Here is a 25,400-nt window from a genome sequence, read left to right as displayed (position 1 = left end):
GGATTCGGTCAGGTTTAGAACGTGTCGATGGCGGCGACCGCCGGATAGAGGAGGAACAGCATGTAGCCGACCGCCAGGAGCATCACCGGCATGCTCATGCGTTCCGTCGCGCTGTTGGCCTTGGCTTCCAGGGCGTTGGCCTGGTGGGCGCGCATGGTGGCGGCGCGGATGCTCAGTGAAGTGCGGATCCGGGCGCCCTCGGCTCCGGCGAGGCTCATGGTCGCGGCCAACTCCTGCAGCTCGATGACTCCGGTCTCCTCGCCGAGTTGGCCGAGGGACTGCCAGGGCGGTACCCGCAGCAGCCGGGAGGTCGCCACCGCGCGATTCAGGCAGGCGGCGGCCCAGCCGCTGGTGTCCGAGCAGGCATCGTCGAGGGCCTGTTCCAGTCCGGCGCCGCCGGCCAGGGAGATGACGACCAGGTCGAGCACGGCCGACAAGGCGTGGCGGAGCTCGTCGCGGCGCCGCTCGGCTTCGGCGTGCACGGTGGTCTCGGCCAGCCACCATCCACCGACACCACCGGCCAGCGACGCCCACAGTGGGATGCCGCTGCCGAAGGCCGTACCACCTGCCGCGAGCAGCGCAATCACGACCGGCGGGAGCAGGAGTCCGGCCAGGACGGCGAGGGTTTGGTCGGCCAGGTGCGTGGCGGCGGGCCGTTCCAGCACGGCGAGGTCCGCCCGGGTGCGGGCAAACGGCATCCCGAGCGCCTTCCACGGGATGGACAGGACCTGGGTACGCCACGGCAGCGGGGCGGTGGCCGGGGCGGGCGGGCGGCGTAGGGCGTCGAGTGCCTGCGCGAGGGACGGCCGCGTGGGGACCATGCCGGTTACGATGAGCAGTAGCCCGAGACCGGCTGCGGCTCCCGCGAGCAGGACGCTACCGCTCATGTCGACGTCCTGTCAGGGCTGGCGCCGCTGAGGATGCGGGGTGGTTGGGGGATCCGCGAGGCACGGGCCAGCCACCAGAAGCCACCGGCGAATATGCCGCCGACCAGCAGCAGGACCATCTGCCCGGTGACTGTGCTGTATGGGGCGAGAAAGCCTCGGTTGAGCAGGATCAGGCCGGCGACCATGACCACGCAGGTGCCGGTGATGACCCGCGCCGCTGTCCGGGTCGTGGCTCGGGTCGTGGCGACCCGCATCCGGATCTGGGCCTGTTCCCGGGCGGTGGCGGCCAGGCTCGTCAGACTCTCGGTGAGCTGACCGCCGTGGTAGCCGGCGGCCTGCTGCAAAGCGCGCACTACCAGGTCCGCGGTCGGATCGGCCAACTCGTCGGCAAAGGCGCGCAGGGCGTCGGACAGCCGCGCCCCGGTACGGACGGCGTCGGCCAAACGCTGCACTTGGGCGCGGATCGGCAACGGGGTGACCGGTGCGGTCACGGTGATCGCCTGCTCCAGCCCAGCCGCCGAGGACAGGGTGTCGCGCAGCAGTTCGGCCCACGTGGCGATAGCCTCGATCCGCGCGAGGGACCGCCGGTGGTCCCGATCGGGCCCGAGTACACGGGGCAGGGTCCAGACTCCGGCGGCGGTGAGCAGGGCCGCTACCGGCCAGCGGGTCAGCACAGCGGCGGCCAGCCCGCCCGTGACGGCGGCCAAGAGACGGGTTCGGTCGGCCGACGTCCAGGCCCAGCGGGTTCGGCCGGACGGTGCGGGGCCGGGAGGACGGCGACGCAGCCCGTCGAGGATCAGGATCAGGCCGGCGGCGCAGGCGAGACCGAGCAGGATTGCCCGCATGGCTACCACCGGTCCTTACTGAGGAGGTCCGGGTCCAGGCCGGCGGCCACCAGGTCTTCGAGGGTGTCCGCGCGCATCGGCGCTGCTGGCACTGCGCGGCCGTCTCGAGCCGGCCGGTAGATCTCGTTGCTGGGTACCTGCGTGCCGTCCGTTTCGAGGACCTGCCTGATCGAGGACACCACCCGGGTGCCGTCGGTCGCGGTCGACAAATGGATGACGAAGTCGACGGCCTGGCCGATGAGCATGTTCGCCGCGTCGAATGGATACCGCTCCGGGGCTTGCATGACGTAGGTCGCCAGCCGGGTCAGTGCCTGTTTCGATGAGCTGGCGTGCAGGGTGCACATGCTGCCGTCGTTGCCCTGGCTCATCGCCATCAGCATTGGAACAGCCTCGGCGCCCCGGGACTCGCCGACGATGACCCGGTCAGGACGCATTCGCAGCCCCCACCGCACCATCGTGGCCATGTCTATTCCGCCGACACCTTCGAGGTTGGGCTCGCGCTGCTGCAGCGCCGTGCAGTTGGGGTGCTGGTCGGTATCCTCGTCCAACCCCAGTTCGTAGGCGTCCTCAACTGTGACGATGCGCTCTAGCGGGCTCATCGCCCCGGCAGCGGCCCGCAACAGGGTTGTCTTGCCCGCACCGGTACCACCGCTGATGACCAGGTTCTTTCTGGCGCGGACCATCGCAGCGATAAGCTCCCGCAAGCCGAGGGTCATCTCGCCCCGGTGCACCAGGTCATCGAGGGTGACCTTCCGCAGCACATTGCGACGGATCGACAAACTGGGCCGTTTGCTGACCGCCATGACCGCGAAGAGTCGCTGCCCACCAGGCAGCCGAAGTGACAGCCCCGGCGAGCCCCGGTCGAAACGCCGCTCCTCCTGCCCGCTCCTTGCGGCGGCGACCCGCACCAGCTCGACCAGATCCTCGTCCGAGGCAGCCACCGGCGCCACCCGTTGTACCCGGCCGCCGGTCGTACGGATCCACACGTTGTCACAGCCGTTGACGAAGACATCCTCGATCTCGGGATCGTCAATCAGCATCTGCAACCCACCGAGGCCGGTGAAGCTGTCCCGCAGCGCACGGGCGACCGCCGCCTCCATCTGCGGGGACAGTGGTGTCCGCCCGGCGGCGATGTCCGTCTGCGCGTGCAGGACGAGCTCTTCGGCAATGAATCGGGCGATGAGCGCGTCCCGTTCCGGCTGCGGCAGGCCCGCACCCTGAACTGCCAGCCGGTCACTGACCCGTGTCCGCAGCCGGGCGACGACCTCCGGCACAGCCGCGACCCCACCCACCCCGGTCGGGGCGGTCACCGCAACGCCCCAAGTTGAGCGGTGTCACGGCGCGTCGCGAACCAGTGCAAGGTGCCGGCCAGATCACGCAAGGCGCGTGCCAGCGGAGTCCGGTGCCACGTCCGACCAGCCAGTCTCCCGCCCAACACGGCAGCTCCACGCTGGTCACGGGGCAACTGCGCCCACACCGGCAGAGCCAGCCGCGCCCCGATCTCCGCCGCCGGGTACAGCCCTCTGCCGGAGACCGCCAACCCGATCCAGCCCCTGTCTACCAGGTTCCGCAGCCACCCAAGGCGAGCATCGAGATGGTCCAGATATTCGGTCGTAGGCGTGGTCACCAGAACCACCGCGTCCGCAGCAGCCACCAACGCCCTCGCCGGGCTTTCCGGGTAGAGCCGTCCCACGTCAGCGACCACCACCGGCGCCACATCCCGCAACGCATCCGCGGAGCCGGCCAACACACCGACCGATCCGGCAGCCACATCCGCCGACCCCGGTGCCACCACCACACCAACACCGAGCGGCAACCGCTGCACATGCGCAGAAAGGACGCCGCCCACGCCGCCATGGCGCGCCGCCGCTGCCAGCGACGCCAACCCCGGCTGCTGTGCCAGGCCGAACCGGGCAGCGGCCACTCCCCCGGACGGATCGGCCTCCAACAGCAGACCCCCGGCCTGTGGCCATCCCGCTGCCAGCCCCACCGCCGCCGTTGACACCCCCGGAGCCCCGGACACCGACGCGCACACGACCAACACGGCACTACCCTTCCGGTCCGAGCTGCACCAGCGACACATCCCCCGGAGCCGAAGCGACCGCCTCCGCCGCGTCGGCGGCCAGCAGCAGAGTCACCAACAGGCTCCCCACCTGATCCGCGCCGGCCTCGACCGACACCACCGTGGCCACACCCCGCCGCACCCCATCAGACCCGCTACTACCCACCGGGCCCGCCGCCTGCCCCACCGTCGCCGGAGGCACCACAAGAACCACAACCCGTGCTCCCGCCGCCAACCCCGCCGGAGCACGACCAGGTTTGACCGGCAACGCGATCACCGCCTGACCAGCCGGCGGCCACGCCACCGGACCCACCTGCGCCGCCGTCAGCAAACTGCCTACCGCCAGCGGCACCACCGCAGTACGGCCCACGACCTGACTACGCTGGTCAGCCGGCAGCAACACCAGCCCAGACACGTTCGACACCCGCACCACCTGCACATCGACATCAGCAATCACCTGACCGGCGGCCACCGACCGCGCAGCAGCCAGGAACGACCGCCCCTCGTTCGCCCGCAGATCCACCTGCCAAAACACGACCACGCTCAGCAGCACCAACAACGCCCCGAGCACGACCCGCCGACCGCTGCGCTGACCAGACCGCCGCGCGGCATCCTTCGACGGCTGTGCCACCGGAACCGGGATCCGAGCACGGTCGACCGTGACGCTCATCGTTGCCCCGTCACGACCGACTGCGACTGCGCCACCGGCAACCCCACCGACGACGACGTCATCAACGACGGCACCGTGCCGCTTCGCCCACCACCAGCCCACGACACCGACCACGTCACCGTCGCCCGGAGCGTGAACTTGTTACCCGGCACGCCCGCAGAACTGGTCCGATACGTGTGACCGCACGGTGACACCGCTCGCGGATCGGTACCCGCACGCCATGGGGTACCCGGCCCGTGGCACACCACATCAGCGGTCCCATCGCCCGGGGTCCACACCACCCGGACCGGCGTCGCGGTCGCGGTCACGCTCATGCCCGGCACCGACGCCGTCGCCGAACGCGCCCCCCACGTCGACCCGTCCACCCACAGCCACACCGGCACCTGGACCATCACCCCCGCAGCCGAAGCGGGATTCCGCCGGATCGCCGGCGCCGGAAGCCGCAGCCGCGACACAGCCACCTGCGCCAACGCCTGCGGATCAGCCACCTGCCCCGCCGCCAGCCACAACGGCGGGCTCGTCGACACACTGCCGTCCACACGGCACACCTGCACATACCAGCCCCCCGCACCCGCACCAGCCGGAGGCGGATCCTGCTGCGGCAAACGCACATAACGGCAAGGCGTACTACCCCCACCACTGCCCGAACCTTCGCCGTTCCCGGCACTGCCATCACCGGTGCTCCCACCGTTACCTGGTGTGCCGGCTACTACGTCGCACTCTTGCGCGCTGGGAAACTCTGAGCAGTCAACCCCGCCGACTCCATCGCCTGCGTGTGCTGGTGCGCTGAGGAGAACCGCGGTGCAAAGACTGGCCGCCGCCAGTATTTGCAGTTTGCTCGCCCAGTGCTTTAGCTGCATGTTCCTACCGCCTGTATGCCGAGGCCGGTTACTTTCCAGCCTTCGCCCGTACTGATGTTCGTGACCGTCGCTCTGGTTAGTCGACGCCCACCGGGCTCGTCGTCGACCGGATCGCCGGAGGTCGTGTAGGTAAGAAACTTCTCGGTGTTGAGGCAATCGATGATGCTTACGGTCATCGGCTGGGCTGCTGGGCTAGCTCGCTCCACCTGCGGAGCTGAGCCAAGCTCGCCCTTGATGACGTGTCCGTCGCGTTTAGTACCCGCGAGCCCTTCTCGGAGCGTCGACAGCGCCCGTTCGCTCGCGTACTTTGCGAGATCCGGCTCGTCAGGGTTCGCGGTCAACCCGGCCTTGGCGTACGCCTGCCACATTCCGCGATACGCCTCCAGTGCTGCAGCTTCGGCTATGGAACGGGAATCCCCTTGAGGTGCCGATAAGGTCGGAGTAGTCGGCGTGGAGCGGTTGCCCGCGTCCCCGCTGTTACATCCGGTCAGGGCAAGGGCAAGAGTCAAAGCAACAAGAACCGGCCTGGTACGAGGCCAAGGCGAGCCGCTCAGGAACTGGAAGCCGCGAAAGCGCGCTTTCCGGCGATGCTCACTGGTAGTTACTTCACTGAGTGCAACACCAGTCTGCTCACGCTCGGCCGACAGCACCACGACACCCCCGTGGAAGTTCCACATCTCAAGGTCTGCAATCACCTCTACACCCAACACCCGCGATTACCGCAACGTGAGTACCAAGAGGTAACTACCCAGCCGTAAGCACCAAAGGGGAACTAAATTTGCGAATAAATGAGACATACACGACACGCACTGTCGGGTTTGCGACACTACGCCCGCCAGCACTAGACACCTAAAATTTTGTGCAATGGCCATTAAGGAGTCGCCACACATGAGCGCCGATTCCAAGGTTCCTCAACCACATGACCTTGCTAGGGAACTCGGCAGGAGGTCGGGCGCGGTCGCGGCTCTTGTAACGCTACGTAACATCGACCGGGCAACCCTGAGCCAGCTAACCAAAGGCGCACATGATGGCGGCATCCTGGACGAAGATCTGAACTGGTTGGCGGCAGTCGGACTCCTCCAACGCGACTCTTCCGGCAGTTGGGACACAGCCAACCCCTCGGCGACCTACCAACTCTCGTCTCTCGGATACGCCCTGGCGAACTCGCTCACCGCCCTCGCCAAGGGATACGCCGCCACAAAGTCACATTCTTCCCCACAAATACAGGCACCCCACTAGATTCGGGCGATCATCCCGGACGATGCGTGAAGTGGGTATTCACGTAGTGCGCTCGCCCCCTACACTCTCCGAAGTAGCCGACCTTGGGGGGAAGGCAGGGTGAACATCTTCCAGACCTACTACGATGCGATCAATCTCTGCGGGCGCCGCTGGACCCTGGAGATCATGACGGCGCTGCAGCAACAGCAGCCAATGCGCTTTACCGATCTACTCCGAGCCATCCAACCAACACCCAGTTCGAAGTCACTGGTCGAAGCCCTACGCCGGCTACACGACCAAGGACTCATCTGCCGACCGGGCGGACCCGACGGCGCGCTGTATCAACTCACGCCAGCCGGCATGCACCTGCTACCGCTCCTCATGGCCTTCCTCGCGGACCTGCAGCGCTGGAGCGAGTCCTACCGCACCGACCAAAAGCCGGCAACCTCGAGCAACGGTAGCCGGAGTCAGTAGTTAGAGCCCGTGCTGGCGTACGTGCCAGCGGCAGTGCCGGAAGCGGCCGCACCAACGCGTGGTCGACATGGGCGTCCACGTCGATCAATAGCACGGCGTGGCTATCAGAGTCGATCGCGATCGTTTGCCCGCGGTCAACCGTGCAGCATGATCGTCTCGATCTGTGTGTCGAGGCAGCTTCCGGCCCGCCCTGGGTCGGTCAACTCGCAGGCGTCACCGTGGAAGTCGCGCAGCAGCAGCATCGGGGAATCACGGGGCCTCCAGGAGTTTTCTAGGCTGTCATGCGGACCTTTCGGTTCGGGCAGCACCGATGGACGCGTTGCGACGGGCAGAGTGATCAGTTACCGCCTTGTTTGGTCTCCAGCTTTGTCAGTTTTGCCGCCATTCCCTACTGGGATCGCGTCATTCGATCGTCTTCCGTGGTTTCGACTTGAATGTTCGCTGCACGCCAGGCGTCGATGACTACTGTCGGGACACGTCCGGTGGGTTTCACTACGTAGCCGTTGTTGGCGGCCCAGAGCCGTACGGCGGCTGCGTCGACAGCGCTTTTCGTGCCGTCTGAACGGAGTGGGACGGATATCGAGGTGGTCGCGGCTCGGTCCAGCGAACGCAGTTTGGCGCGGGCCATGGCTAGCTGCATTTCTAGTTCGGCGACTTCGTCCTCCAATCGCTGCCGCCGCGTATTCTCTTCGGCCTGAACTCGTCGGTTCAGTTCGGTGGCGAGGTTTTGTATTCGCTCGGCGACCCTTCGTGTCTGACCGTTCTCCGACCGCATTGCGCGGAGGAGTAGATGGTCAACGCTTTTAATGACGGTAGCGCTGCCTTTGGGCGGTTGCGGATTTGAAATCGTGCGGATTCCTATCGGCACGGGTGTACGGTCACGCTCGCCCCTGGCGAGTCGCTGCAGCTCTTCCAAATCTTTTGGAGTTTTGATGTCGGGAAGCATGGTCATTTCTGCCGCTGTTGTTCCTTTCTCAAACACTCAGCCTCAATGGCAGCCTCTATCGGGCGGGGCGCGGTTCGGAGGCTCTCGACCGCGTTCCTGACTGAGGTGGTAGCGGCCTGGAGCTACTACGCAGCGTCCCAGGTGGTGGCTGCTGCGATTACCGCACGACTCGCACTGCAATGTACCTTGGCGTTAGGTGAGTAAGTCGCGGCGTGTTGCACCTGGGGCACATACCGCTGCTATCCGTCCCGTGTGCTTGTTGCGAACGCTAGCCAACTCGTGTCAGCTAAACCGGAAGGGGGCCGGCTGGTAGCTCTGTTCGGACAAACGCGACCCTATTATGTTCTCCATCATTTTTCGCTTCTCAATAGGTGGATAAACACGAATCCCATCACAAGCAGCACCACGGCGGCGGTGAGCAACCGACTCAGGCGGAGTCGGATCAGGAACCACGTTTCTGCGGATGCTCCGGCCTTTATCAGCGCTGCGACCAGGAACAGTGTGCCGACAGCAACGGTGAGAGCTTCTGCCATCTCCAACTTCCTCGGATGAAAGTTCCGACCAGGGATATGCGCCCGATGCGTCCGATGTCTTCGAAGGGCGATCTCCCGGCTAGACGTAGACAACAGTGGACGAATGTTGAAAAAGCCGCCCCTGCGGGCGTCAGTCCGCGTGCTATGCGCAGTACGGGAAGCAAGAAGCCCTTCACATCTCGAGCACGCTTATCTCGCTAGGCCTGTTTTTACTGACGTCTGCATTCCGCCCGGTTCGCATCCTGTTCTGTCAACGACCAACCCGTACGGCGCTGCCGGTATCAACACTTCGGCGGCGGATCGAGTGTTTCGTGAGGACACAGGGTTATGTCCTCTGTTTTCCTTGGCGGCCGGCCAGCGGGTGTGCAGTTATGGGCTTTCGCCACCTGTGGTGGTGGTGCCGAGTAGCGCGCGGACTGCTGTGGGCAGGGTGGGTGCGGTGGCGACCAGTTGTGCGTACTCGAAGCCACCGGCGTAGATGCGGCAGCGGTGGTGCTCGATGCGGGCCATGACGGCGTGGTTTTGGTAGTGGTCGGCGAGGCGGCGCATAAGTGTCTCTGGGTTGTCGACTTCGACGTTTGCTGGTGTGGGTTGTTGTGGGACGGCCAGCGGCTGGTGCGGCATGGCGGACGCGAGTTGGTGAAGGAGTGTGGGTAGGTACTTGTTCAGGTTGCTGGTGGCTTGATGCAGCGTGGTGTGGATCGGTGTTTGTACCTCGTTGACGGGGGTGCCGGGTGGGACGGCGTTGAGGAGCCAGCGTTCGCCTTGGACGGACAGTGGCTCGCCGGCGCGGTGCCGGTGGCTTTCTGCGGTGATTTCGGCGGTGAGGCCGAGGCCGAGGATGAGCCGGAGGAGTTGGAGTAGGTCGGTGGAGGGGTTTGGTGGTTGGCTGGTGTGTACGAGCAGGCGTGCTCCTGGTCGGCCGCGACTGGCTTGGTGGAGGTGTTGGATGGCGGGGTCGGCTGCCGGGTCGGATGTGATCACCAGTGCGTCGCGTAGCGTGGAGTCGAGTTCCAGGCCGGTGGCCAGGTCGATCAGTGATGTGTTGGGTGTGTCGAGCAGTTGGGTCCACTTCGCGATCTGGTAGTCGTCTGAGAGTTGTAGAACGGGTGTGCCTGCTGGGGTGGTCGCCACCAGGTGGGTGGTCGGCTTGTCGTCGGGTCGCCAGTTGATGTGCAGGGTCTGCTGGTTCAGGTCGGTGAGGGTGACAACTACTCCGGCGCGGATGTGGGTGATGTCCCTGCAGGTCATGCAGGAGTGGTGTGCGTGTATGCCGGTGCCGCTGCATAGCTCGCAGTCTGGGTCGGGGCGGTCGTCGTGCAGGTTGATGGCGCATCCGCATCGGTTCCACGCTGTGCCGCTGGCGCAGTCTGGACAGCGGCGGGACGGGATTGGCTGGCCCCAGTAGGTCGGCGGCGGTGGTTCCAGGGCTCGTGTCAGGATCGGCACGGTGTGTACGGTGACCTGGCCGGTGGCCTGCGGGTTGAGGATTTCGGTCACGCCGGTTTCGGCTAGTGGGCTGTAGTGCCAGCGGCGGTTACGCCAGATGGCGACCGCGCCGGGCCCGGTTCCGCAGGCCTGTGTGACCTGTCGGGCAACCTCGGTCCAGTCGACGGTCTGCGGCGGGTCTGCGGCGGCCAGGGGTGGGTTGACCCAGTGCGCTGGTGCGGTATGGCGACGGGATCCCGGTGACTGTCTGCGACCGATGCCGATGCCTGATCTGATGGCTTCAGCGGGGTTGGTATGTGTGAGCGCTTCCTGGAGGCTGCAGTGGGTCGGGCTGTCGGCTGGCACCGCTGATTCTGGGGCCTCGTAGCGTATTCCCCACCACAGCAGCGGATTGTCGGGATCTCCGTAGGTGTCACGCCGGTGGTCGACGACGAGGTCTAGGCAGACCTGGTCGGCTACCGCGCACAAACCGGTGAGCAGTTGGTTGAGGTTTGGTGATGCGGGTCCGGTGCGTCCGAGGTAGATCTGCCAGGGCCGGTACTGGGCGGCGTCGGCGACCGCGACGGCTCCGAGCAGCGCTCGAACGGTTTCGGGTAGGTCTGGGTGCCACTGCGGTGGCATGAAGACCAACAGTTCACTGTCCGCGGTGACGGGGGTCTGCGGCATCATCGACTCGAAGACCTCGGCTGCGGCGACTTTGCCGGCAAGTCCACGGACCACGGGCATCAGGTCGGCGGCGTACCTGCCGTTGGGTAGCGGCCGAGGAGCGAGCATGCCGGGCAGGATGTCGACCGAGGCCACCTGGCCCGAGTCGATGTTGGCTACGGTGAGGACGAGTTGCGCTCGGCATACACCGCTGCCGCCGCAGCGGTGGCAACCTTCGCTGACGCTGCCGACGCCGTCGCAGACCTCGCAGTCACGGTAGGGGCCCCGGTCGACGCCGAAGGGCTGGGACCCGTCGATGAGGAACTGGTCACCGCCGTGGCGGCAGTGGCACGACCTCACTACGAAGGTGAGCCCCTGACAGTCGGGGCACACCACGATCGGCGGGCCGGCCGTATCGGGGACGTCCATGTGTGTCTTCGGCCTTTCATGTCAGTGTCTTCGATGGGCTGGTGCGGTTGGGGACAGGACCGCGGGGATAGGCGCGGCCCCGGTAAGCGGTGGGGCTGACGTGGTGGTTGTGTGCAGAGTGGGCCTCAGCGGCTTGTAGCTGCCGGGTCGCCCACATGTGGCAGACGTGCTGCATGGACGGCGAACGGCGGAGGCGACGCTGTCAGGTGAACACACCAGTTCCGGCTGCCGCCGCAGAGGTTTGTAGGCTCGTCCCGCATGTTCACCCGGGCAGTTGGGTACAACTGTTAGCCCACTCCGGGTTCGGTGGAGGCTTTTCGGGGCGTCGCACCTCTGCCAAGGACTCGCCTGTGGCTATCGATCCAGCGTGAGGACGATAACCCGGAACAGTTCATCTTTGGCCTTCTCGTGTTTCGGCAGGTCCTGGTATCCGACCAGGCAGGGGTGTGTCCTCGACTCGTAGCTCTTCTCCGGTCCGTAGGTCCACTTGTCTGCGCGCATCCGCCTGCACCAGTCCTGGTGTATCTGCTCGCAGGTCATTCCTTGGCGGACCGCCCGGACGGTGCGAATCGTCGATTCGCGGTGCGAGGCCGAGGCGTCATCCCATCCGGGCACGGCGTTGTCTCCGGTCGCGGTTTGCAGTGCGCGGATCGCCTCGTGGCAGATTCGCGCCACGTCTACCTCGGAGAGGATCACCCGAATCGCACCGCTGTCGGGCACCGTGGTGGTGTCCAGAGTCGACGTCACACTGTTTCCTTACACGGGTTGGTAGTTGCTGACTGTGAGTTTGGGCCTGCTGGGTCGCTGTTGGCCGGATGTGATGGCTACGGCTGGGCGACAACGGCTGGGTCAACATCGGGAAGGGGCGCCGGTGCCCGGGTGGGATGGGGGGATCGGTTCCCGGGCACCGGCGCCGGCTAGGGAACTCGCCGGGATCGGGGTCCTGGCGGTTGGGGAATGTGGGTTGACGGGGTGGTGGGGTGCCGCCACATGGGCCAGAACGGGGTGTTGTCGGGAAGGGTGAACACCCTGCGTGGGTGGTAGCCGTGGCGGCTGTAAAGGTCACGGCTGCGGGGGCTGCTCGCCTCCAGGTAGGCGGGGATGTCGACTTGGTCGAGATACCGGTGGTGGTGGGTCAGCAGGGCGGTGCCGCGTCCGGTGCCCTGGGCCGCCGGAGCAACGGCGAGCAGGCCAAGGTGGTGGTGCGGTTCGGCGGGGTGGTGGGTGTCGAACAGGGTGTCGAGGTGCCGGAATCGGTTGACGTGGTTGCCGCAGGCGGCGTGGAGACGCTGGTCGTAGTTGTAGGGCGGGATCGTGGGGCCAAGGTGGTGGAACCAGACCGCGACGGCGGACCGGTCATCGAGCAGGTCGACGTGGCCGTAGAAGAGGGCGTGCTCGATGAGGACCTTGAACTGGCCGCGAAGGGCGCTACTTCGCTGGTCGGGTTCGGGGACGAGCCAGGCGGCTGCGGGCAGGTCGTAGAAGGCGTCGGCGATCAGGGTGGCGGTGGTGTCGATGTCGCCCCAGCCGGCGGTGACAATCGGCGGTAGCGGAGTCCTGCTGGTCATCGGAGGGTCTCCTCCTGCCGGGCGGGGACGCTGCGGTAGACGCGGGTCCGACGTGCCGGGGCCGGGCCAACACCGGTGGCTTTGGCACCGAGGCCGATGGCGGCATAGACACTCGGCCGAGTAGCGCGCAGGACGACACCCCAACCGGTCCCCGCCACGCCGATGCTGACAAGCGTCGCCGGTACAGCCCAGGCAAGCCAGTGGCCGGGTGGAACTCCGAGCAGGGTGCCGAAGTTGCGTACCGCCAGGTACAACACGACGGCCAGGGCCAGTAAGGCGACCGCAGGGGCGGTGACACGTCGCCAGGTGTTCTCACCACCGGGGTGGCGGGTGAAGAAGACCGGGACAGCAACCGCGGTGGCGGTGATGAGGAGAAGCACCCCGAGGCCGCCGGAGGTGCCACCCCAGAAGAACAGATGCACCAGGGGGTCCCAGCCACCAAACGCGTACACGGCGATCACCGCGAAGCCGATGCCGGACTGAACGAGGCTGGCGTTACGGGGCGCGTTCCCACGGCGGGTGGTACGCGCCATAACAGCCGGCAGCACCCGTTCCCGGCCCAGAGCGAACATGTATCGGGCGGTCGTGTTATGGAACGAGATCATCGCCGCGACGATGCTGGTCGCGAACAGGGTGTGCCCAACGGTGACGACCGTCGGCCCGAGGTGCCCCTCGGCGAGATTGAAAATCAGCTCGGGGCCATCAGTCTGGGAGCGGGCGACGATCTGGTCCGGACCGGTGGCCACGGTCATCGCCCACGACGCGAACGCGTACAACAGTGCCGTTCCGCCCACGGCGATGTAGGTAGCCGTGGGCACTGTCCGCTGCGGATCTTTCGACTCCTCGGAGAACACCACGGCGGACTCGAACCCGACAAAACCCAGCACCGCCAAGGCCAAGATCGCCCCCACTCCCGGGCCGACAAGGTTGCCTGGTGACAGGGCCGACGTGCTGATCGCGTCTGCGGCGGGATGAGCAAGGTCGGCCACACTGTAGACGACGATGACGGCGACCTCGGCCAACAGCAGCACTGCCAACACGGTTCCGTTGATGTCCACCCGTAGCAGGCCGAGAACAGCGGTCACCGCCCACCCGGCGAGGGCGATCAGCCACCACGCCACCCGGACGTCGAGCCACTGCTCAATCAGCGGCCCGATCGCTGACCCGATCGCTCCGTACAAACCGACCTGCAAAGCGTTGTAGGAGACCAGAGCGACCCACGCCGCGCCGACACCGACCGGGCGTCCGACCCCGCGAGCGATGTAGGCGTAGAAGGCACCCGCGTTGGCCATCCGCCTCGCCATCGCGACGTAGCCGACGGCAAACACGGCCAGGACCACACCGATCAGCAGAAACGCGACCGGGATACCCGTCAGGCCGGTCGTGGCGTAGCCCGTGGTCACCACCCCCGCCACCACCGTCAACGGCGTAGCGGCGGACATCACGAAGAACACGACCGCAGGAACACCAAGCCGGCCCGCGGCGAGCGTGGCCGCCACCGGATCAGACGGCACGGGCACAGACATCAAAAACCCCCTCAACATAATCGACACACCTTGATGATTCGGCGGTAGGGAATTCAGCGGGCGGAGAGAATGGCATCAGCGACCAAAGCCGAGGTGACGTCCACCAACTCGAGCGCAGGCGGCCACAGCCCCGCCGACACCTGGGTCAGATAACGACGTGCCTGCGGCGACGCTCCGTCGAACAGCAACCGGTCCAACCCTGTCGCGACACACAGGCCAGCCAGAAACATGTCCTCATGACTCAACAGCTCCAAGCGACGCAACCGCACCGACAACAGCGCCCACGGCGTAGCGGCGACATTCATGTTCGTCGGCACCCACACTGTTTCCCTCCGCAGCCGGCGGCGCTTCTGCTCCCGCCGCAGGTGTCCACCGCGCGCCAACCGCCGCGCCACGTCCTCAGGCGCACTGCCGGCCAGGAACAACACCCAGGTACGCAGATCGGTCAACTCCGGCCGGGCGACGAGCTGGTCGAACACCGCATGGGCCAGGGCATCAGCAGGGGTACCACAGGCCCGAATCGACAAGCGCCGGCCCTTGACCCACACGTTGCCCCTGAAGACCAGCTCACCCAACAACGCAGCCGCCAAACCCAGCCCAGCAGCCCGGCCAGCCAATCGAGGACGACCCGTCACATCGCTGTAAGCCAACCGGTAGAACTGATCCGCCAGCGCCGCTTCCACGCATCCCCCTTCCTGAAACCGCCCACCACCGCGCCTCGTCGCAAGGACCGCGGAAGGCTCGATCATTGGCCGCCAGCCGCTGACGTCGAAACGGCGGCGCACTGACCTTTGGCTGCCCTAAGGCTGCCGCTACTGACAAGAAGACCGACAACCCACTAAAATTATCGCCAGTCGCGAATATTTTGCTCGCGATACAGGATGATGGCACCACATAGCTTTCGCTACGGTGTGCCCGCCAGCAACTACTTCTCAGCTTTGGAGAGGGATGCTATGGCCGCCCGGCAGCGCATCACACGAATGCAACGGCTCATGAGGCAACGCCGCCTGACTCGTGAGCAGACCTTGGAAGCCCTTAACAGGAAGGCGCAAGCACTTGGGATACGCGACTTCGCACTAAGCCTTCGGCAACTCGACCGGTGGCTAGCTGGCGACGTGGGCACCGAGCCTCGACCGAGTACATGTCGAGTCGTGGAAGCCGAGTTTGGCTACGCTATTGATCACTTACTAGCAACCGATGATGCCAAGCCGCCGAGCTCAGATGATAGCCTGCCGCGCGATCCTCAATCGCTGGACATAGTAGACGCCGCGTCTCGCAGGTCATCGGAGTTCGCCATGTGGGCTGACTCGATTCGGATCGGTGAGCGGCCTCTGACATCGTTACGGGCACGGGTCGCTGCTTTGGCTCACGACTACGTCAACTCCCCTCTAACGCCGGTCTTCCGGGAGCTTGTAAACCTGCGTGACGACCTATTTTCGCTTATCAGAGACCGGCCGGATCCTGCTCGTCTACAGGACATGTATTTCCTCGCAGGCGCCACTTGCGCGATGCTTGCCTATGCCTCGGGCGACCTCGGCTTTCCACACGCAGCCAGAGTCCAAGCACAGGCCGCGTTGGCGTGCGCAGAGAAAGCCGACAACGAGACACTTACAGCGTGGGTGTTGGGCAACCAGGCGATGACCAGTGAGTGGTACGGCAGACCAGAGGAGGGTTTGCGGTTCGCCGCAGAAGCCCTTACCCATGCACAGAAGGCGCAAATACCTGGCACAGTCCTTGTGCGGCTGGCCAGCATCGAGGCTCGCGCATATGGCCGGATGGGTCACACCGCTGCGGCCATAGAAGCCATGGATCGCGCCTCTGCCGCTCGCGACCTAATCGAGGCTCGATACACTGACGAACTGGACGAGCTCGACGAGTTGGGCGGGATCTTGACGTTCGCACTGGCCAAGCAACACTTCTACGACGGTTCCGCCTTCCTGCGGATCGGCAGCCCAGCCGCCGCCGAGCGAACCGCGCTCGCCACAATCAGCGCCTACGCAAGCGGACCATCCACCCAGCGCTCGTACGGTGATGAAGCCCTCGCCTGGGTTGACGTCTCCACTGCCCGCGTTCGCCAGCCCAGCGTTGACCTGGACGGTGCTGCCCAGGCGCTCGATGTCGTCTATAGATTGCCACCGTCGTTGCAGATTCCGGCGCTTCTTCAGCCCTTGTCCGAACTCCGACGTGAACTAGAGTTACCAAGATATCGCGGCTCCGAAATCGCGAAATCAATGCGCGAGACGATCAATGATATACGGGATAACTGCTTCCGCAGCAGTAGCGAGATCACCTCGTGACCACAAATGAACGCGTCCCGAATCGCCCACCTGCCGATCTATTGGGTCTGCTGGACCAGGCGTGTCAACGGGCCGGATATCCGCCAGGCGCAAAGCTCCTCCGCCACTTCGCGAACGCCGTTTACCTCTTGGACGGCGCTCCCGTCGTCGCTCGGATTGGATACGGGGAAGGTGCGACCACCAAGGCGACAACCTCTATTAAGGTGATACGTGGGCTAATCCAGCAGGAATTCCCAACCGTCGCCCCCGCTGATCTCCCCAGCGGCGCTGACCAGCCCATGATTTTCCAATCCTGCAGCCACCCCGTGGTCGTGACCTTCTGGCGCTACTACCCGCAGCCCGCCGGCATCGGCTGGCCGGACACAAGGGCGCTCGGCCATATCGCTTCGCGGCTGCATAAACTACCTATCCCCTCAGTGGATTTACCTCACTACAAACCACTACGATCATTAGCTGCAACGCTCGCCGATCCTGCAGCCCGGCTTGCGGTCACAGATCAAGAGCACGCGTGGTTGACCGTCCGCATCGATGAACTACGCGCGGCCTTCAACCAGCTGGACTTTCCACTCGGGGGCGGCCTCATCCATTCCGACCTCTATGTCGGCAATCTCCTATGGAACACCGATGGTCATCGTAACTCCGTCGTGCTAGGTGACTGGGACTCCGTCTCCATCGGGCCGCGCGAGGTCGACCTAATTCCCACCTATGCGGAGCCCCGCTTCGGCACATCTCCCGCCACGGTGGACCTCTTCGCCCGCGCATACGGCTACGACCTGCGCCTATGGGACGGTTACAATGTTCTCCTCGACATACGTGAGTTGAGCACCCTCACTGCCCTCATTCGCCTCGCCCCAGACGACGTCAGACTCAAAGACGAACTCACGCATAGGCTCCGGCTTCTACTAAGCGGCAACCGCGCCACGCTTTGGCACGGACAGTAGCCACTGTCGCAAGTTAACCTGGCTAGTTGCTACATAGCGCCATCTTCTCTGCCAGCGTAGATCTTGATGCCACAAAGCCCACCCCGTGGTAATCGTTCCACCCGATCATCTGGGCGTGGTGTCATTCTGAAACGTCCATCAGGGCGAGCGACACGGTCGCGGGAACAAAGATGGACGGCAATGGACAGGCGACTGACGTCAGCACCGGCACCCGGGGCCGGCACAACCCGTGACAGGGCACTCCTACGGCCGCTCGACATGCGGCAGTCGGGTGGGGCCTCGGCTCATCCCGCCGGAAGAAGACCCTTCATTTCGGCCTCCTGTAGCTCGCTCGGCACCCGATCGACCGGCCCGCTCAAGCGAGCGCAGAACGAAAGCAAGCGCTCCTACGGAGCGCCCACGCATCGACCTATGGGGCCTGGCGATCAGGACAGCCGCACGGGGAACATACATCCGGTACCACGCGGATCGATCCGCCCGGCCGGGTACGTGGTGGTCCGACGGTGGTGCCTAACGTCCGGGCAACACAACTGTGCCGACTTTTCCGCGAAGCTCCGTCCGTACGTCCTCGCGGTCATCGCTGGCGAGCCGAGCCTGCCTCGTCTGCACCCACCTTCTCCAGGCACGCAGACCCCCGTAGATCACTCTCCGTGCGCGAGGGCACAATCAAGAGGTGATCACGAGCGTGTTCTTCGATGTGGGTGAGACGATCGTTGACGAGTCCCGGGAGTACGGGACCTGGGCGGACTGGATCGGCGTACCGCGCCACACCTTCTCGGCCGTCTTCGGGGCGGTGATCGCTCGCGGCCTCGACTACCGCGAGACGTTTCAGGTGTTCCGGCCGGGGTTCGACCTGGCCGTGGAGCGGCAGCGCCGGACGGCGACGGGACAGCCGGAGTCGTTCACCGAGGAAGACCTGTACCCGGATGCCCGACCGTGCCTGGCCGCGCTGCGCGAGTCAGGGCTGCGCGTCGGCCTGGCCGGTAACCAGACTGCGCGGGCGGAGACGATCCTGCGTGCCCTGGACCTGCCGGTCGACGTGATCGGCACGTCGGACGGCTGGGGTGTGGAGAAGCCGTCCGCGGCGTTCTTCGACCGGGTGGTAGCCGAGGCAGGCTGCCCGGCAGGCCAGGTGCTCTACGTCGGCGACCGGTTGGACAACGACATCCGGCCGGCGCAGGAGGCGGGTATCGCGACCGCCCTGGTCCGTCGCGGCCCGTGGGGGTACATCCTCAACGACAGGGCGATCAGCGACCGCTGCCTGTTCCAGTTTGACTCGCTTGCTGAGCTGCCCGACCTCGTGCGCAAGCACAACGAGTCAGCCGGCTAACTACCCGGAAGAGCCGCCCGGCCGGCGGTGAGAGCGGCGACCCGCTCGTCGAGCCGGGCACCGTGCCGACTGTCACCGAGTACGGGCCGGACGGCGCGGACCCGGTCGAGGCCGGTGCCGTACCAGTCGGTGTGGAGGGCGTCAACGGCCTGGTTGAGGTAGTCGGCGGCCCGGTCGCCGTCACTGCCGTGCGCGGTGGCGAGATCAGCGAGGACAACGCTGCGCTGCTTGGCGCTGGTGCCGATGAGCCCGGCTAGCGCCCGGTCGAGCTGGCCGACGGCTTCGCGGTGGTCGCCGCTGGCGAGGGCGGCGTACCCGGCAAAGGAGTGCAGGCGGCCGTTGTCGTAGAAGTCGAGCCACTCCGGCGGAGTGGAGTCGCCGTCGATCGCCCCCGCCGCCAGATCGATGTGATGGCGGCTGGCGGCTGCCGCCCCGGCTCGCACCTCCACCTCGGAGGCGACGCAGTGCAGCCAGGAGCGGACCATGGGGCTGACGCCATGCCAGGTGTGCTGGAGGGCCGCGTCGATCAGCGGCCGGGCGCTGGCCGGGTCGTGGCCGAAGGCGGGGACGAACGCCATATGACCGAGGACGGCTGCGGCCAAGGCGTGGTCGCCAGCTTCGCGGGTGGCGGCGAGGGCGACGTCGTAGCAGCGTTCGGCGATGGCGGGTTGGCTGAGGTCGAAGAAGGCGAGCCGGGCAGTGAGCAGCGCGGATTCCGCGAGGGCGCTGGCGAGACTGGCGCGGCTGATACCGGCAGCGGCGCGCATGAGCCCGATACCGAGCTGGGTATGCGCATAGGCGGCCTCGTAAAGCGGCCGGGCCGGGCTGGTCCAGTACAGCTCGCGCTGACAGCGCACGATCTGCCGGTACGCGTCGGGGTCGATGGTCTTGCCGTCGGCGTATGCGGCTTCGGGGTCGAGGGACAGCAGTGGCGCGACCAGGGGCAGCATGCTGGCACCGACGAGAGCGCGTAGTACGGACGCGCGGTCCCAACCGTTGCCGTTGTCGTCTCCGGTGAGCATGTCCCACAACCTCCTGAACTCGTGCAGCGTTTCCGCGTCCGGGCGTACGGCCAGCTCGTCGGGGGTGAGCAGGCCGAGGTCACTCGCCGGCTTGCCGAGGATCGCGACGAGGTGCTTGCGGTAGCGCGGGTCCGGCCACCGCTCGCCGATCTCCCAGCGTCGGACGGTGTTGGCGTTGAGCCCGGTGTCGGTTTCGCCGGTTCGGCTCATCTCGGTACGGATGCGTTCGGTGATCTCCTCGTAGGACCAGCCACGTTGGAGTCTCTCCCACGCGAGCCGCCGGTTCGGGGGATAGCGCCGTACCGCCATCGCGTACCTCCGGGCTTCGTCTGTCGACATGGATCACGCTAGCCAGTGGGGTTACGGGTCGTCACTACCTGGTTGCGACTGGACGGGTAGTGGACGGTACCGGTCCACGGCTGTGGACGGTTCACTGATGCCGAGCATCGAACGCTGCCGTTACTCGGTGGCGCCGGTGGTCGCCGACCCGATCGTCAACGGCTGGGGTTCATGGTGGACATATTTATCAGGACCGACCAGATTTCGCCTGCACTGGGCTCCGTCGCCGTGGTGGCGGTCGGCTTCGGTTCCGTGAGGTTGTTTCCTCGCCCGCGTACCGCCATCGGGGCTGCGCGGGCGGGTGACCGGCGGGGTGCTCCCAGGTGCCGCCTCTCCGTGGCGGCCCCGCCATCCTTCCGGCGGGCCCGCCACACCGGCGGACGACCAGGCGAATCCGGTGTCCGCCCTCGTCGTCTCGCCTATGGCCTACGCAGGCCGGAGGTGAGAACGCGATGACGCTCTACCTCTCCCGCAACGCCACGGCGTCGGCGGTCGACGGTTCCACCGGCTCGGCTCGACCGGACGCGCTGATCGTGACCGATCGGATCGTGCTCCCACAGATCGACCCACCCCTGTACACCCACGTCTGGCACCAGCTCTTCGCACGGAACCCGCGAAGGAAGGACCACCGATGATGTCCCGCGTCCTGGTTACCGGCGCGGCCGGGTTCATCGGCTCACACCTGGTCGACGCGCTGTTGGCCAGAGGTATCAGGGTCGCCGGCCTGGATCGCCGCCGGCTCGGCGAGCACGCCCTCGCGGACGAGAACCTGGCAAGGGCCGTCGCCAATCCGCTGTTCACGCCGTACTGCCTGGACCTGGCCACCGACCAGCTCGACGACGCGGTTGCCGGCTGCGACACCGTTTTCCACCTCGCCGCGCGGCCCGGTGTGCGGCAGTCGTGGAGTCGCGAGTTCCTCGACTACACCCAGGCCAACGTGCTGGGCACCCACCGGTTGCTCGATGCCTGCACCCGCCAGGGTGTCCGCCGGCTGATCGTCGCCTCCTCGTCGAGCGTCTACGGCCCGGCCGACCGGCCAAGCCGCGAAGGCGATCCGACCAGCCCGGTCTCCCCGTACGGAGTGAGCAAGCTCGCCGCCGAGCAACTTGGTCTCGCCTACGCCCGGCGGGCCGACAGCCCGCTCAGTGTCGTCGCGTTGCGCTACTTCACTGTGTACGGGCCTCGGCAGCGACCCGACATGGCGATCGGCCGAATCCTGTTCGCCGCCTACACCGGCTTTCCGCTCACCCTGTTCGGCGATGGCAGCCAGCGCCGCGAGTTCACTTACGTCAGCGACGTCGTCTCCGCGACCCTCGCCGCCGCGCACCTCGACGCCCAGGCGGCGGTGCTCAACGTCGGCGGCGGCGCAAGTGTCTCGATGCTCGCGGTGATCGACGAGGTGACCAGGGTCACCGGCCGCCAGGTGCCAGTGAAGGTCGTGACCGCCCAACCGGGCGACGTACCCGCGACTGCGGCCGACCTGACCCGTGCCGGCCGGTTGCTCGGCTACTGGCCCACTGTCGGGCTCCGCGAGGGCCTCGCCCGCCAGGCGGCCTGGCTAGTCGACCTTCCCAGTGAACGGCTCGCGGCCTTCACCTCCTGACCCCCTGTAAAGGAGCCTGCCCATGATCGTGTTGACCGCCGACTCAGCGAGTGAGCTGTTCACCGCCGCCTGCCAGGCTGTGCTGCTCAACGGCCGGATAGCCCGCCCCCGCGACCTTGCCACAACCGAGGTGATCGGCGCGCACCTGTGCCTGACCAACCCCCGGCGGCGGCTCGTCGACGTACCGCCCGTCCGGGTGATCAATCCCGCCTTCGCGGTCGCGGAGGCACTCTGGATCCTCTCCGGCTCTGACTCCCCATGGATCTTCGACTACAACGACAGGCTGCGGAATTACGCGGATGACGGTGTGCTGCGCGGCGCGTACGGGCCACGGCTGCGCCGGTGGGACGGCCGGGTCGACCAGCTCGACGCGGTACGGCGGCAACTCCACGAGGACCCGGAGTCGCGGCGAGGGGTGATCCAGCTCCACGACCCGTCTCGGGATCATCGTGGTTACCGGGACGTGCCCTGCACCCTCGGCTACCGGTTCTTCATCCGGGACGGCCGGTTAATCATGCACACCAGCATGCGCAGTCAGGATCTGTGGCTCGGCTTCCCGTACGACATCTTCACCACCACGCTGATCCAGGAGTTGATGGCCGGCTGGCTCGGTGTCGAGCTGGGCGAGTACCACCACCACGTCGACTCCCTGCACTTGTACGCCGACAACGCGCAGGCAGCCGCCGCCTCCTTGCACGGCACTGCGGGCACGGCGGAACTGGACGCGGTCGCCGTGCCCTGGCCGGGCCTCGATGTCCTCCTCCAGCGCATAATCGCTGGCAACAGCAGCCCCAACGACGGCCCGACGTGGGACGCGTTCGGCCGGACCCTCGCCAGCTACCGCGCCTGGAAGTCGGGTGAGCGCGAACAGGCACGCAAGCTCGTCGCCGACACCCCCGATCCGCTCGGTGGTGCCCTGTCGAGCTGGTACGACCACCTCACCTCAACGGCGCCGGGAGGCCGGCGATGATCGCGCAACGATCCGTACGAGGTGTCGAGGTGGTACTCGGGCTCTGCGCCTACACGCACGACTCGGCCGCGGCGCTCCTGGTCAACGGCCACCTGATCGGCTTCGCTGAGGAGGAACGTCTCGACGGGGTCAAGCACAGCAACGCGTACCCCGCCAACGCCGTCGCCTGGCTTCTGGGCGAAGCCGGGTTGACCGCGAACGAGGTGACGACGGTGGCGTACAACTTCGACGGCCGCCACTACTTGCCAGCGCTCGGCCAGCTTCCGGGGCACCTGGCCCGAGCCACGACTCGCAGCCGGGCGATTCCACGCGCACGCAGCTTCCTCACCGTGCACCGCCGGAACCGGGCGCGCATGCGGGATCTGTCGAGACGGTTCCCGTTCGCCCGGCTCGTCCCCGTACTGCACCACCGCGCACACGCCCTCTATGCCTTTCTCGCCGCCGGCGTGGACGATGCGGCGGTCTTGATCGTGGACAGTCTCGGCGAGCTGCAAACCACCACGATCTGGCACGCCGCACACCGCGATGAGCAGCCCTTTCGGCTGTGTCTGGCCGAGTCCGTCAAGGATCCGGCGTCGCTCGGCTACGCGTACGGCGCCGTGACCGAACACCTCGGCTGGCGGCGCGGAGACGAGGAAGGCACCGTGATGGCGCTGGCCGCCCTCGGTGATCCGGCGCACTTCCATGATCTGATATCTCGCGCAATCCGGCTGACCACGGACGGCTTCACCCTCGACCCGCAACTGTTGCCGCTCCGGGTCCTGTCCAGCCGGTACCGCCGGACGAGCTTGGCTTTCACCGCCGCCACCTGCCCGCCCCGGTCACCGGACGCACCGGTCGAACCGGTGCACGCCGACCTCGCCGCCGCCCTACAGGAACGCACCGAGCAGGTCATGCTGTACCTGGCCGGGCGGGCCACCCGCCTGACCGGCTCGGGCCTGCTCTGTCTCGGCGGTGGCGTCGCGATGAACTGCGTCGCCGCCGGTCAAATCACCCGGGCCGGGATCGTCGACGAGGTCCACATCCCACCCGCGCCGGGAGACTCGGGCACCGCGATCGGGGCCGCCGCAGCAGCCTGGCTCGACGCCACCGGTCGCCCACCGACAGGCATCGGCGGGCGCTGTTACCTCGGCCCGGCGTACCCCGATCTGGCCCTGCCCGTCGAGCCACGGCCCGGACTGACCGTCGCACGGCCGGCCGACCCGGTCCGGCATCTCGCCCAACAGCTCGCAGACGGAGCTATCGTCGGACTCTTCACCGGACCGCTGGAGGCCGGGCCACGTGCGCTGGGCAACCGGTCCATCCTCGCCTCGCCCTTCGCGCCCGAGGTCGTGGACCGGCTAAACAGCACGGTGAAGTTCCGCGAATCGTTCCGTCCGTTCGCTCCGGTGATCCTCGCCGACAAGGTCGCCGACTACGTCCAGCTCCGCCAACCCTCGCCGTTCATGTCCATCGCCGCGCCGGTCACCGACCTGACCCGGACCGACCTGCCCGCGATCGTGCACGGCAACGGCACCGCGCGAGTGCAGACCGTGACTCGTACGCAGCACCCATTCCTCGCGAACGTGCTGGCCGCGTTCGGCGAGATCACCGGACACCCAGTGCTGATCAACACCTCGTTGAACATCAAGGGAAAACCGATCTGCGGTACCCCAGACATGGCCCTGGACTGCCTCGCCGAAACCGGCCTGGACGCCCTGCTCATCGAAGGCTGGTGGGTGACAAAGTGCTGATCGGATACAGCTTTTGGGGATTCCTCGGCCCGGGCGTCGTCGACACCCCCGACGGCGGACGTAGCCACCGCCGCCCCCTGGTCGACGGGCTACGCCAAGCCGGCCACCACATCGTGTTCCTCCAGCCCAACCGCGACCTCTGCGACGCCGGCCTCGACCTCAACAGCAGCTACCAATGGGACGCCGGGATGCCCGACCTCGACATCTTGTTCCTCGAATGGCGCTGGCCCATCCCCGGCCGCAACACCACCCCGTGTGGCCGGCCCGGACACACCTGCGACCTGCACCGCCAAGCCGAACTCGTTGCTCATTACACCCACCGGCTCGGCGCCCCGACGATCCTCTGGGACAAGGACCGGCAGCTCGACCCGACCGACCCGCTCCGCCACACCCGCAACGTCACCATTTGCGAACCGGCCCTGCACCCGAACCCGGGCGCGACGACGCTGCTCTTCCCCATCGCCGACACGATCCTCGACGCTGCCGACCCTGGCGAGCTCGCCGCCCGGCACCGCTCGACGCCGCTGGTCTACGTCGGCAACCAGTACGACCGTGACGACGCATTCGACACCTTCTTCGCCCCCGCCGCTGCGCACCTGCCACACCTGATCGCCGGGAAGTGGACCGACACCCGCCGTTGGCCCAGCCTCAACTTCGTCGGCCGCGTTCCCTTCCCGCAGGTCGCCCAGATCCACGCCAACGCGCTCGCCACAGTGCTACTACTCCCCGAGCGCTACGCCCAAGCCGGCCAGCTCACCCAACGGATCTTCGAAGCCGTCCTCGCCGGGTGCGCACCGCTCCTGCCCACCACCGTCCGAGGCGTCGCCGAACTCGTACCGGCTAGCCTGCACGTCAGGCACGCCACCGACGTACGACACCGGGTCGGCTGGCTCGCCGAGATCGCCGGCACCAGCGACCACGCCGACCTGATCGCCGACTGCCTGCGCCGCCTCGACCCGTTCCGGCTCTCCACCCAGCTCGGCGTGCTCGATCGTCTCCTGCACCATCCGCATCCGGTGTCGTCATGACCCGCCGTGTCCGTCGGACCTCGCC

At 66.6% G+C, this 25,400-nt stretch carries 24 protein-coding genes; 9 read left to right on the top strand and 15 right to left on the bottom strand.

All coding sequences use genetic code 11. The features are described 5' to 3' along the window. Positions 1 to 14: 14 nt before the first annotated feature. The 7 genes from ACFQ4H_RS19320 to ACFQ4H_RS19290 all read right to left on the bottom strand — a co-directional run bounded on the left by ACFQ4H_RS19320 (position 15) and on the right by ACFQ4H_RS19290 (position 6,034). A complete protein-coding gene (locus tag ACFQ4H_RS19320; protein WP_377572392.1) occupies positions 15 to 887 on the bottom strand; it encodes a type II secretion system F family protein in 873 nt (290 codons plus the stop codon). Beyond that, positions 884 to 1,732 (bottom strand): type II secretion system F family protein, encoded by an 849-nt coding sequence (locus ACFQ4H_RS19315; RefSeq protein ID WP_377572391.1) that lies wholly within the window; start codon positions 1,730 to 1,732, stop codon positions 884 to 886. Before ACFQ4H_RS19315 ends, ACFQ4H_RS19320 begins: the two co-directional genes overlap by 4 nt. A gap of 2 nt (positions 1,733 to 1,734) precedes the next feature. Continuing rightward, complete coding sequence (locus ACFQ4H_RS19310; protein WP_377572390.1) at positions 1,735 to 3,042, bottom strand: CpaF family protein; 1,308 nt, start codon at positions 3,040 to 3,042, stop codon at positions 1,735 to 1,737. Then, positions 3,039 to 3,776: a hypothetical protein gene (locus ACFQ4H_RS19305; RefSeq protein WP_377572389.1), complete on the bottom strand. Its 738-nt coding sequence runs from the start codon at positions 3,774 to 3,776 to the stop codon at positions 3,039 to 3,041. Before ACFQ4H_RS19305 ends, ACFQ4H_RS19310 begins: the two co-directional genes overlap by 4 nt. A gap of 4 nt (positions 3,777 to 3,780) precedes the next feature. Then, on the bottom strand, positions 3,781 to 4,464 hold the full coding sequence (locus ACFQ4H_RS19300; protein ID WP_377572388.1) for an SAF domain-containing protein: 684 nt from the start codon (positions 4,462 to 4,464) through the stop codon (positions 3,781 to 3,783). Then, positions 4,461 to 5,003, bottom strand: coding sequence for a hypothetical protein (locus ACFQ4H_RS19295; RefSeq protein ID WP_377572387.1), 543 nt, complete (start codon positions 5,001 to 5,003; stop codon positions 4,461 to 4,463). Before ACFQ4H_RS19295 ends, ACFQ4H_RS19300 begins: the two co-directional genes overlap by 4 nt. A gap of 311 nt (positions 5,004 to 5,314) precedes the next feature. Next, the gene (locus ACFQ4H_RS19290; protein WP_377572386.1) at positions 5,315 to 6,034 is read right to left on the bottom strand and encodes a hypothetical protein; all 720 of its coding nucleotides are present in this window, start codon (positions 6,032 to 6,034) and stop codon (positions 5,315 to 5,317) included. Between the two features lie 628 nt (positions 6,035 to 6,662). On the opposite strand from ACFQ4H_RS19290, the gene ACFQ4H_RS19285 reads away from it, so the two are divergent. Further along, positions 6,663 to 7,016, top strand: coding sequence for a winged helix-turn-helix transcriptional regulator (locus tag ACFQ4H_RS19285; protein WP_377572385.1), 354 nt, complete (start codon positions 6,663 to 6,665; stop codon positions 7,014 to 7,016). 388 nt (positions 7,017 to 7,404) lie between these two features. Here ACFQ4H_RS19285 and ACFQ4H_RS19280 read toward each other — a convergent pair whose 3' ends face one another. From ACFQ4H_RS19280 to ACFQ4H_RS19250, 7 genes are all read right to left on the bottom strand, one after another. Next, positions 7,405 to 7,998, bottom strand: coding sequence for an Lsr2 family DNA-binding protein (locus tag ACFQ4H_RS19280; RefSeq protein ID WP_377572384.1), 594 nt, complete (start codon positions 7,996 to 7,998; stop codon positions 7,405 to 7,407). A 314-nt stretch (positions 7,999 to 8,312) separates the two neighbouring features. Beyond that, positions 8,313 to 8,495 (bottom strand): hypothetical protein, encoded by a 183-nt coding sequence (locus ACFQ4H_RS19275; protein WP_377572383.1) that lies wholly within the window; start codon positions 8,493 to 8,495, stop codon positions 8,313 to 8,315. 369 nt (positions 8,496 to 8,864) lie between these two features. Continuing rightward, complete coding sequence (locus ACFQ4H_RS19270) at positions 8,865 to 11,018, bottom strand: hypothetical protein (RefSeq protein ID WP_377572382.1); 2,154 nt, start codon at positions 11,016 to 11,018, stop codon at positions 8,865 to 8,867. A gap of 354 nt (positions 11,019 to 11,372) precedes the next feature. After that, positions 11,373 to 11,765, bottom strand: a complete 393-nt coding sequence (locus ACFQ4H_RS19265) for a RyR domain-containing protein (RefSeq protein WP_377572381.1) — start codon at positions 11,763 to 11,765, stop codon at positions 11,373 to 11,375. A gap of 170 nt (positions 11,766 to 11,935) precedes the next feature. Further along, positions 11,936 to 12,586 carry a GNAT family N-acetyltransferase gene (locus ACFQ4H_RS19260; RefSeq protein WP_377572380.1) on the bottom strand — a complete coding sequence of 217 codons (651 nt, stop codon included), beginning with the start codon at positions 12,584 to 12,586 and terminating at the stop codon, positions 11,936 to 11,938. Further along, positions 12,583 to 14,112: an APC family permease gene (locus ACFQ4H_RS19255; protein WP_377572379.1), complete on the bottom strand. Its 1,530-nt coding sequence runs from the start codon at positions 14,110 to 14,112 to the stop codon at positions 12,583 to 12,585. Before ACFQ4H_RS19255 ends, ACFQ4H_RS19260 begins: the two co-directional genes overlap by 4 nt. Before the next feature lie 53 nt (positions 14,113 to 14,165). Continuing rightward, complete coding sequence (locus tag ACFQ4H_RS19250) at positions 14,166 to 14,795, bottom strand: GPP34 family phosphoprotein (protein WP_377572378.1); 630 nt, start codon at positions 14,793 to 14,795, stop codon at positions 14,166 to 14,168. A gap of 468 nt (positions 14,796 to 15,263) precedes the next feature. On the opposite strand from ACFQ4H_RS19250, the gene ACFQ4H_RS19245 reads away from it, so the two are divergent. From ACFQ4H_RS19245 to ACFQ4H_RS19235, 3 genes are all read left to right on the top strand, one after another. After that, positions 15,264 to 16,409, top strand: a complete 1,146-nt coding sequence (locus tag ACFQ4H_RS19245) for a hypothetical protein (RefSeq protein WP_377572377.1) — start codon at positions 15,264 to 15,266, stop codon at positions 16,407 to 16,409. Positions 16,410 to 16,720: 311 nt separating this feature from the next. Beyond that, a complete protein-coding gene (locus tag ACFQ4H_RS19240; protein ID WP_377572376.1) occupies positions 16,721 to 17,350 on the top strand; it encodes a phosphotransferase family protein in 630 nt (209 codons plus the stop codon). 673 nt (positions 17,351 to 18,023) lie between these two features. Beyond that, positions 18,024 to 18,680 carry an HAD family hydrolase gene (locus ACFQ4H_RS19235; RefSeq protein ID WP_377572375.1) on the top strand — a complete coding sequence of 219 codons (657 nt, stop codon included), beginning with the start codon at positions 18,024 to 18,026 and terminating at the stop codon, positions 18,678 to 18,680. Here ACFQ4H_RS19235 and ACFQ4H_RS19230 read toward each other — a convergent pair. Beyond that, positions 18,677 to 20,041, bottom strand: a complete 1,365-nt coding sequence (locus tag ACFQ4H_RS19230) for an XRE family transcriptional regulator (protein WP_377572374.1) — start codon at positions 20,039 to 20,041, stop codon at positions 18,677 to 18,679. The genes ACFQ4H_RS19235 and ACFQ4H_RS19230 overlap by 4 nt on opposite strands. A gap of 452 nt (positions 20,042 to 20,493) precedes the next feature. Here ACFQ4H_RS19230 and amcA point away from each other — a divergent pair, with 452 nt between their 5' ends. From amcA to ACFQ4H_RS19205, 5 genes are read left to right on the top strand one after another with little or no spacing between them, the layout of a single operon-like run. Next, entirely contained in the window at positions 20,494 to 20,676 is a 183-nt protein-coding gene (gene amcA / locus ACFQ4H_RS19225) for a multiple cyclophane-containing RiPP AmcA (protein ID WP_377572373.1), read from the top strand. Further along, positions 20,673 to 21,644 carry an NAD-dependent epimerase/dehydratase family protein gene (locus tag ACFQ4H_RS19220; protein WP_377572372.1) on the top strand — a complete coding sequence of 324 codons (972 nt, stop codon included), beginning with the start codon at positions 20,673 to 20,675 and terminating at the stop codon, positions 21,642 to 21,644. The genes amcA and ACFQ4H_RS19220 overlap by 4 nt, the downstream gene beginning before the upstream one ends. Positions 21,645 to 21,666: 22 nt before the next feature. Then, positions 21,667 to 22,614: a thymidylate synthase gene (locus ACFQ4H_RS19215; protein WP_377572371.1), complete on the top strand. Its 948-nt coding sequence runs from the start codon at positions 21,667 to 21,669 to the stop codon at positions 22,612 to 22,614. Then, positions 22,611 to 24,347 (top strand): carbamoyltransferase family protein, encoded by a 1,737-nt coding sequence (locus tag ACFQ4H_RS19210; protein WP_377572370.1) that lies wholly within the window; start codon positions 22,611 to 22,613, stop codon positions 24,345 to 24,347. The genes ACFQ4H_RS19215 and ACFQ4H_RS19210 overlap by 4 nt, the downstream gene beginning before the upstream one ends. Further along, positions 24,329 to 25,375, top strand: a complete 1,047-nt coding sequence (locus ACFQ4H_RS19205) for a CgeB family protein (protein WP_377572369.1) — start codon at positions 24,329 to 24,331, stop codon at positions 25,373 to 25,375. The genes ACFQ4H_RS19210 and ACFQ4H_RS19205 overlap by 19 nt, the downstream gene beginning before the upstream one ends. Positions 25,376 to 25,400: the final 25 nt, after the last annotated feature.

Origin of the sequence: Micromonospora sonneratiae, assembly GCF_042679305.1 — a bacterium.
In the GTDB taxonomy this organism is placed as follows: domain Bacteria; phylum Actinomycetota; class Actinomycetes; order Mycobacteriales; family Micromonosporaceae; genus Micromonospora_H; species Micromonospora_H sonneratiae.
Note: the sequence above shows the minus strand (reverse complement) of the source record. Positions and strands in the feature narration are given on the sequence as shown.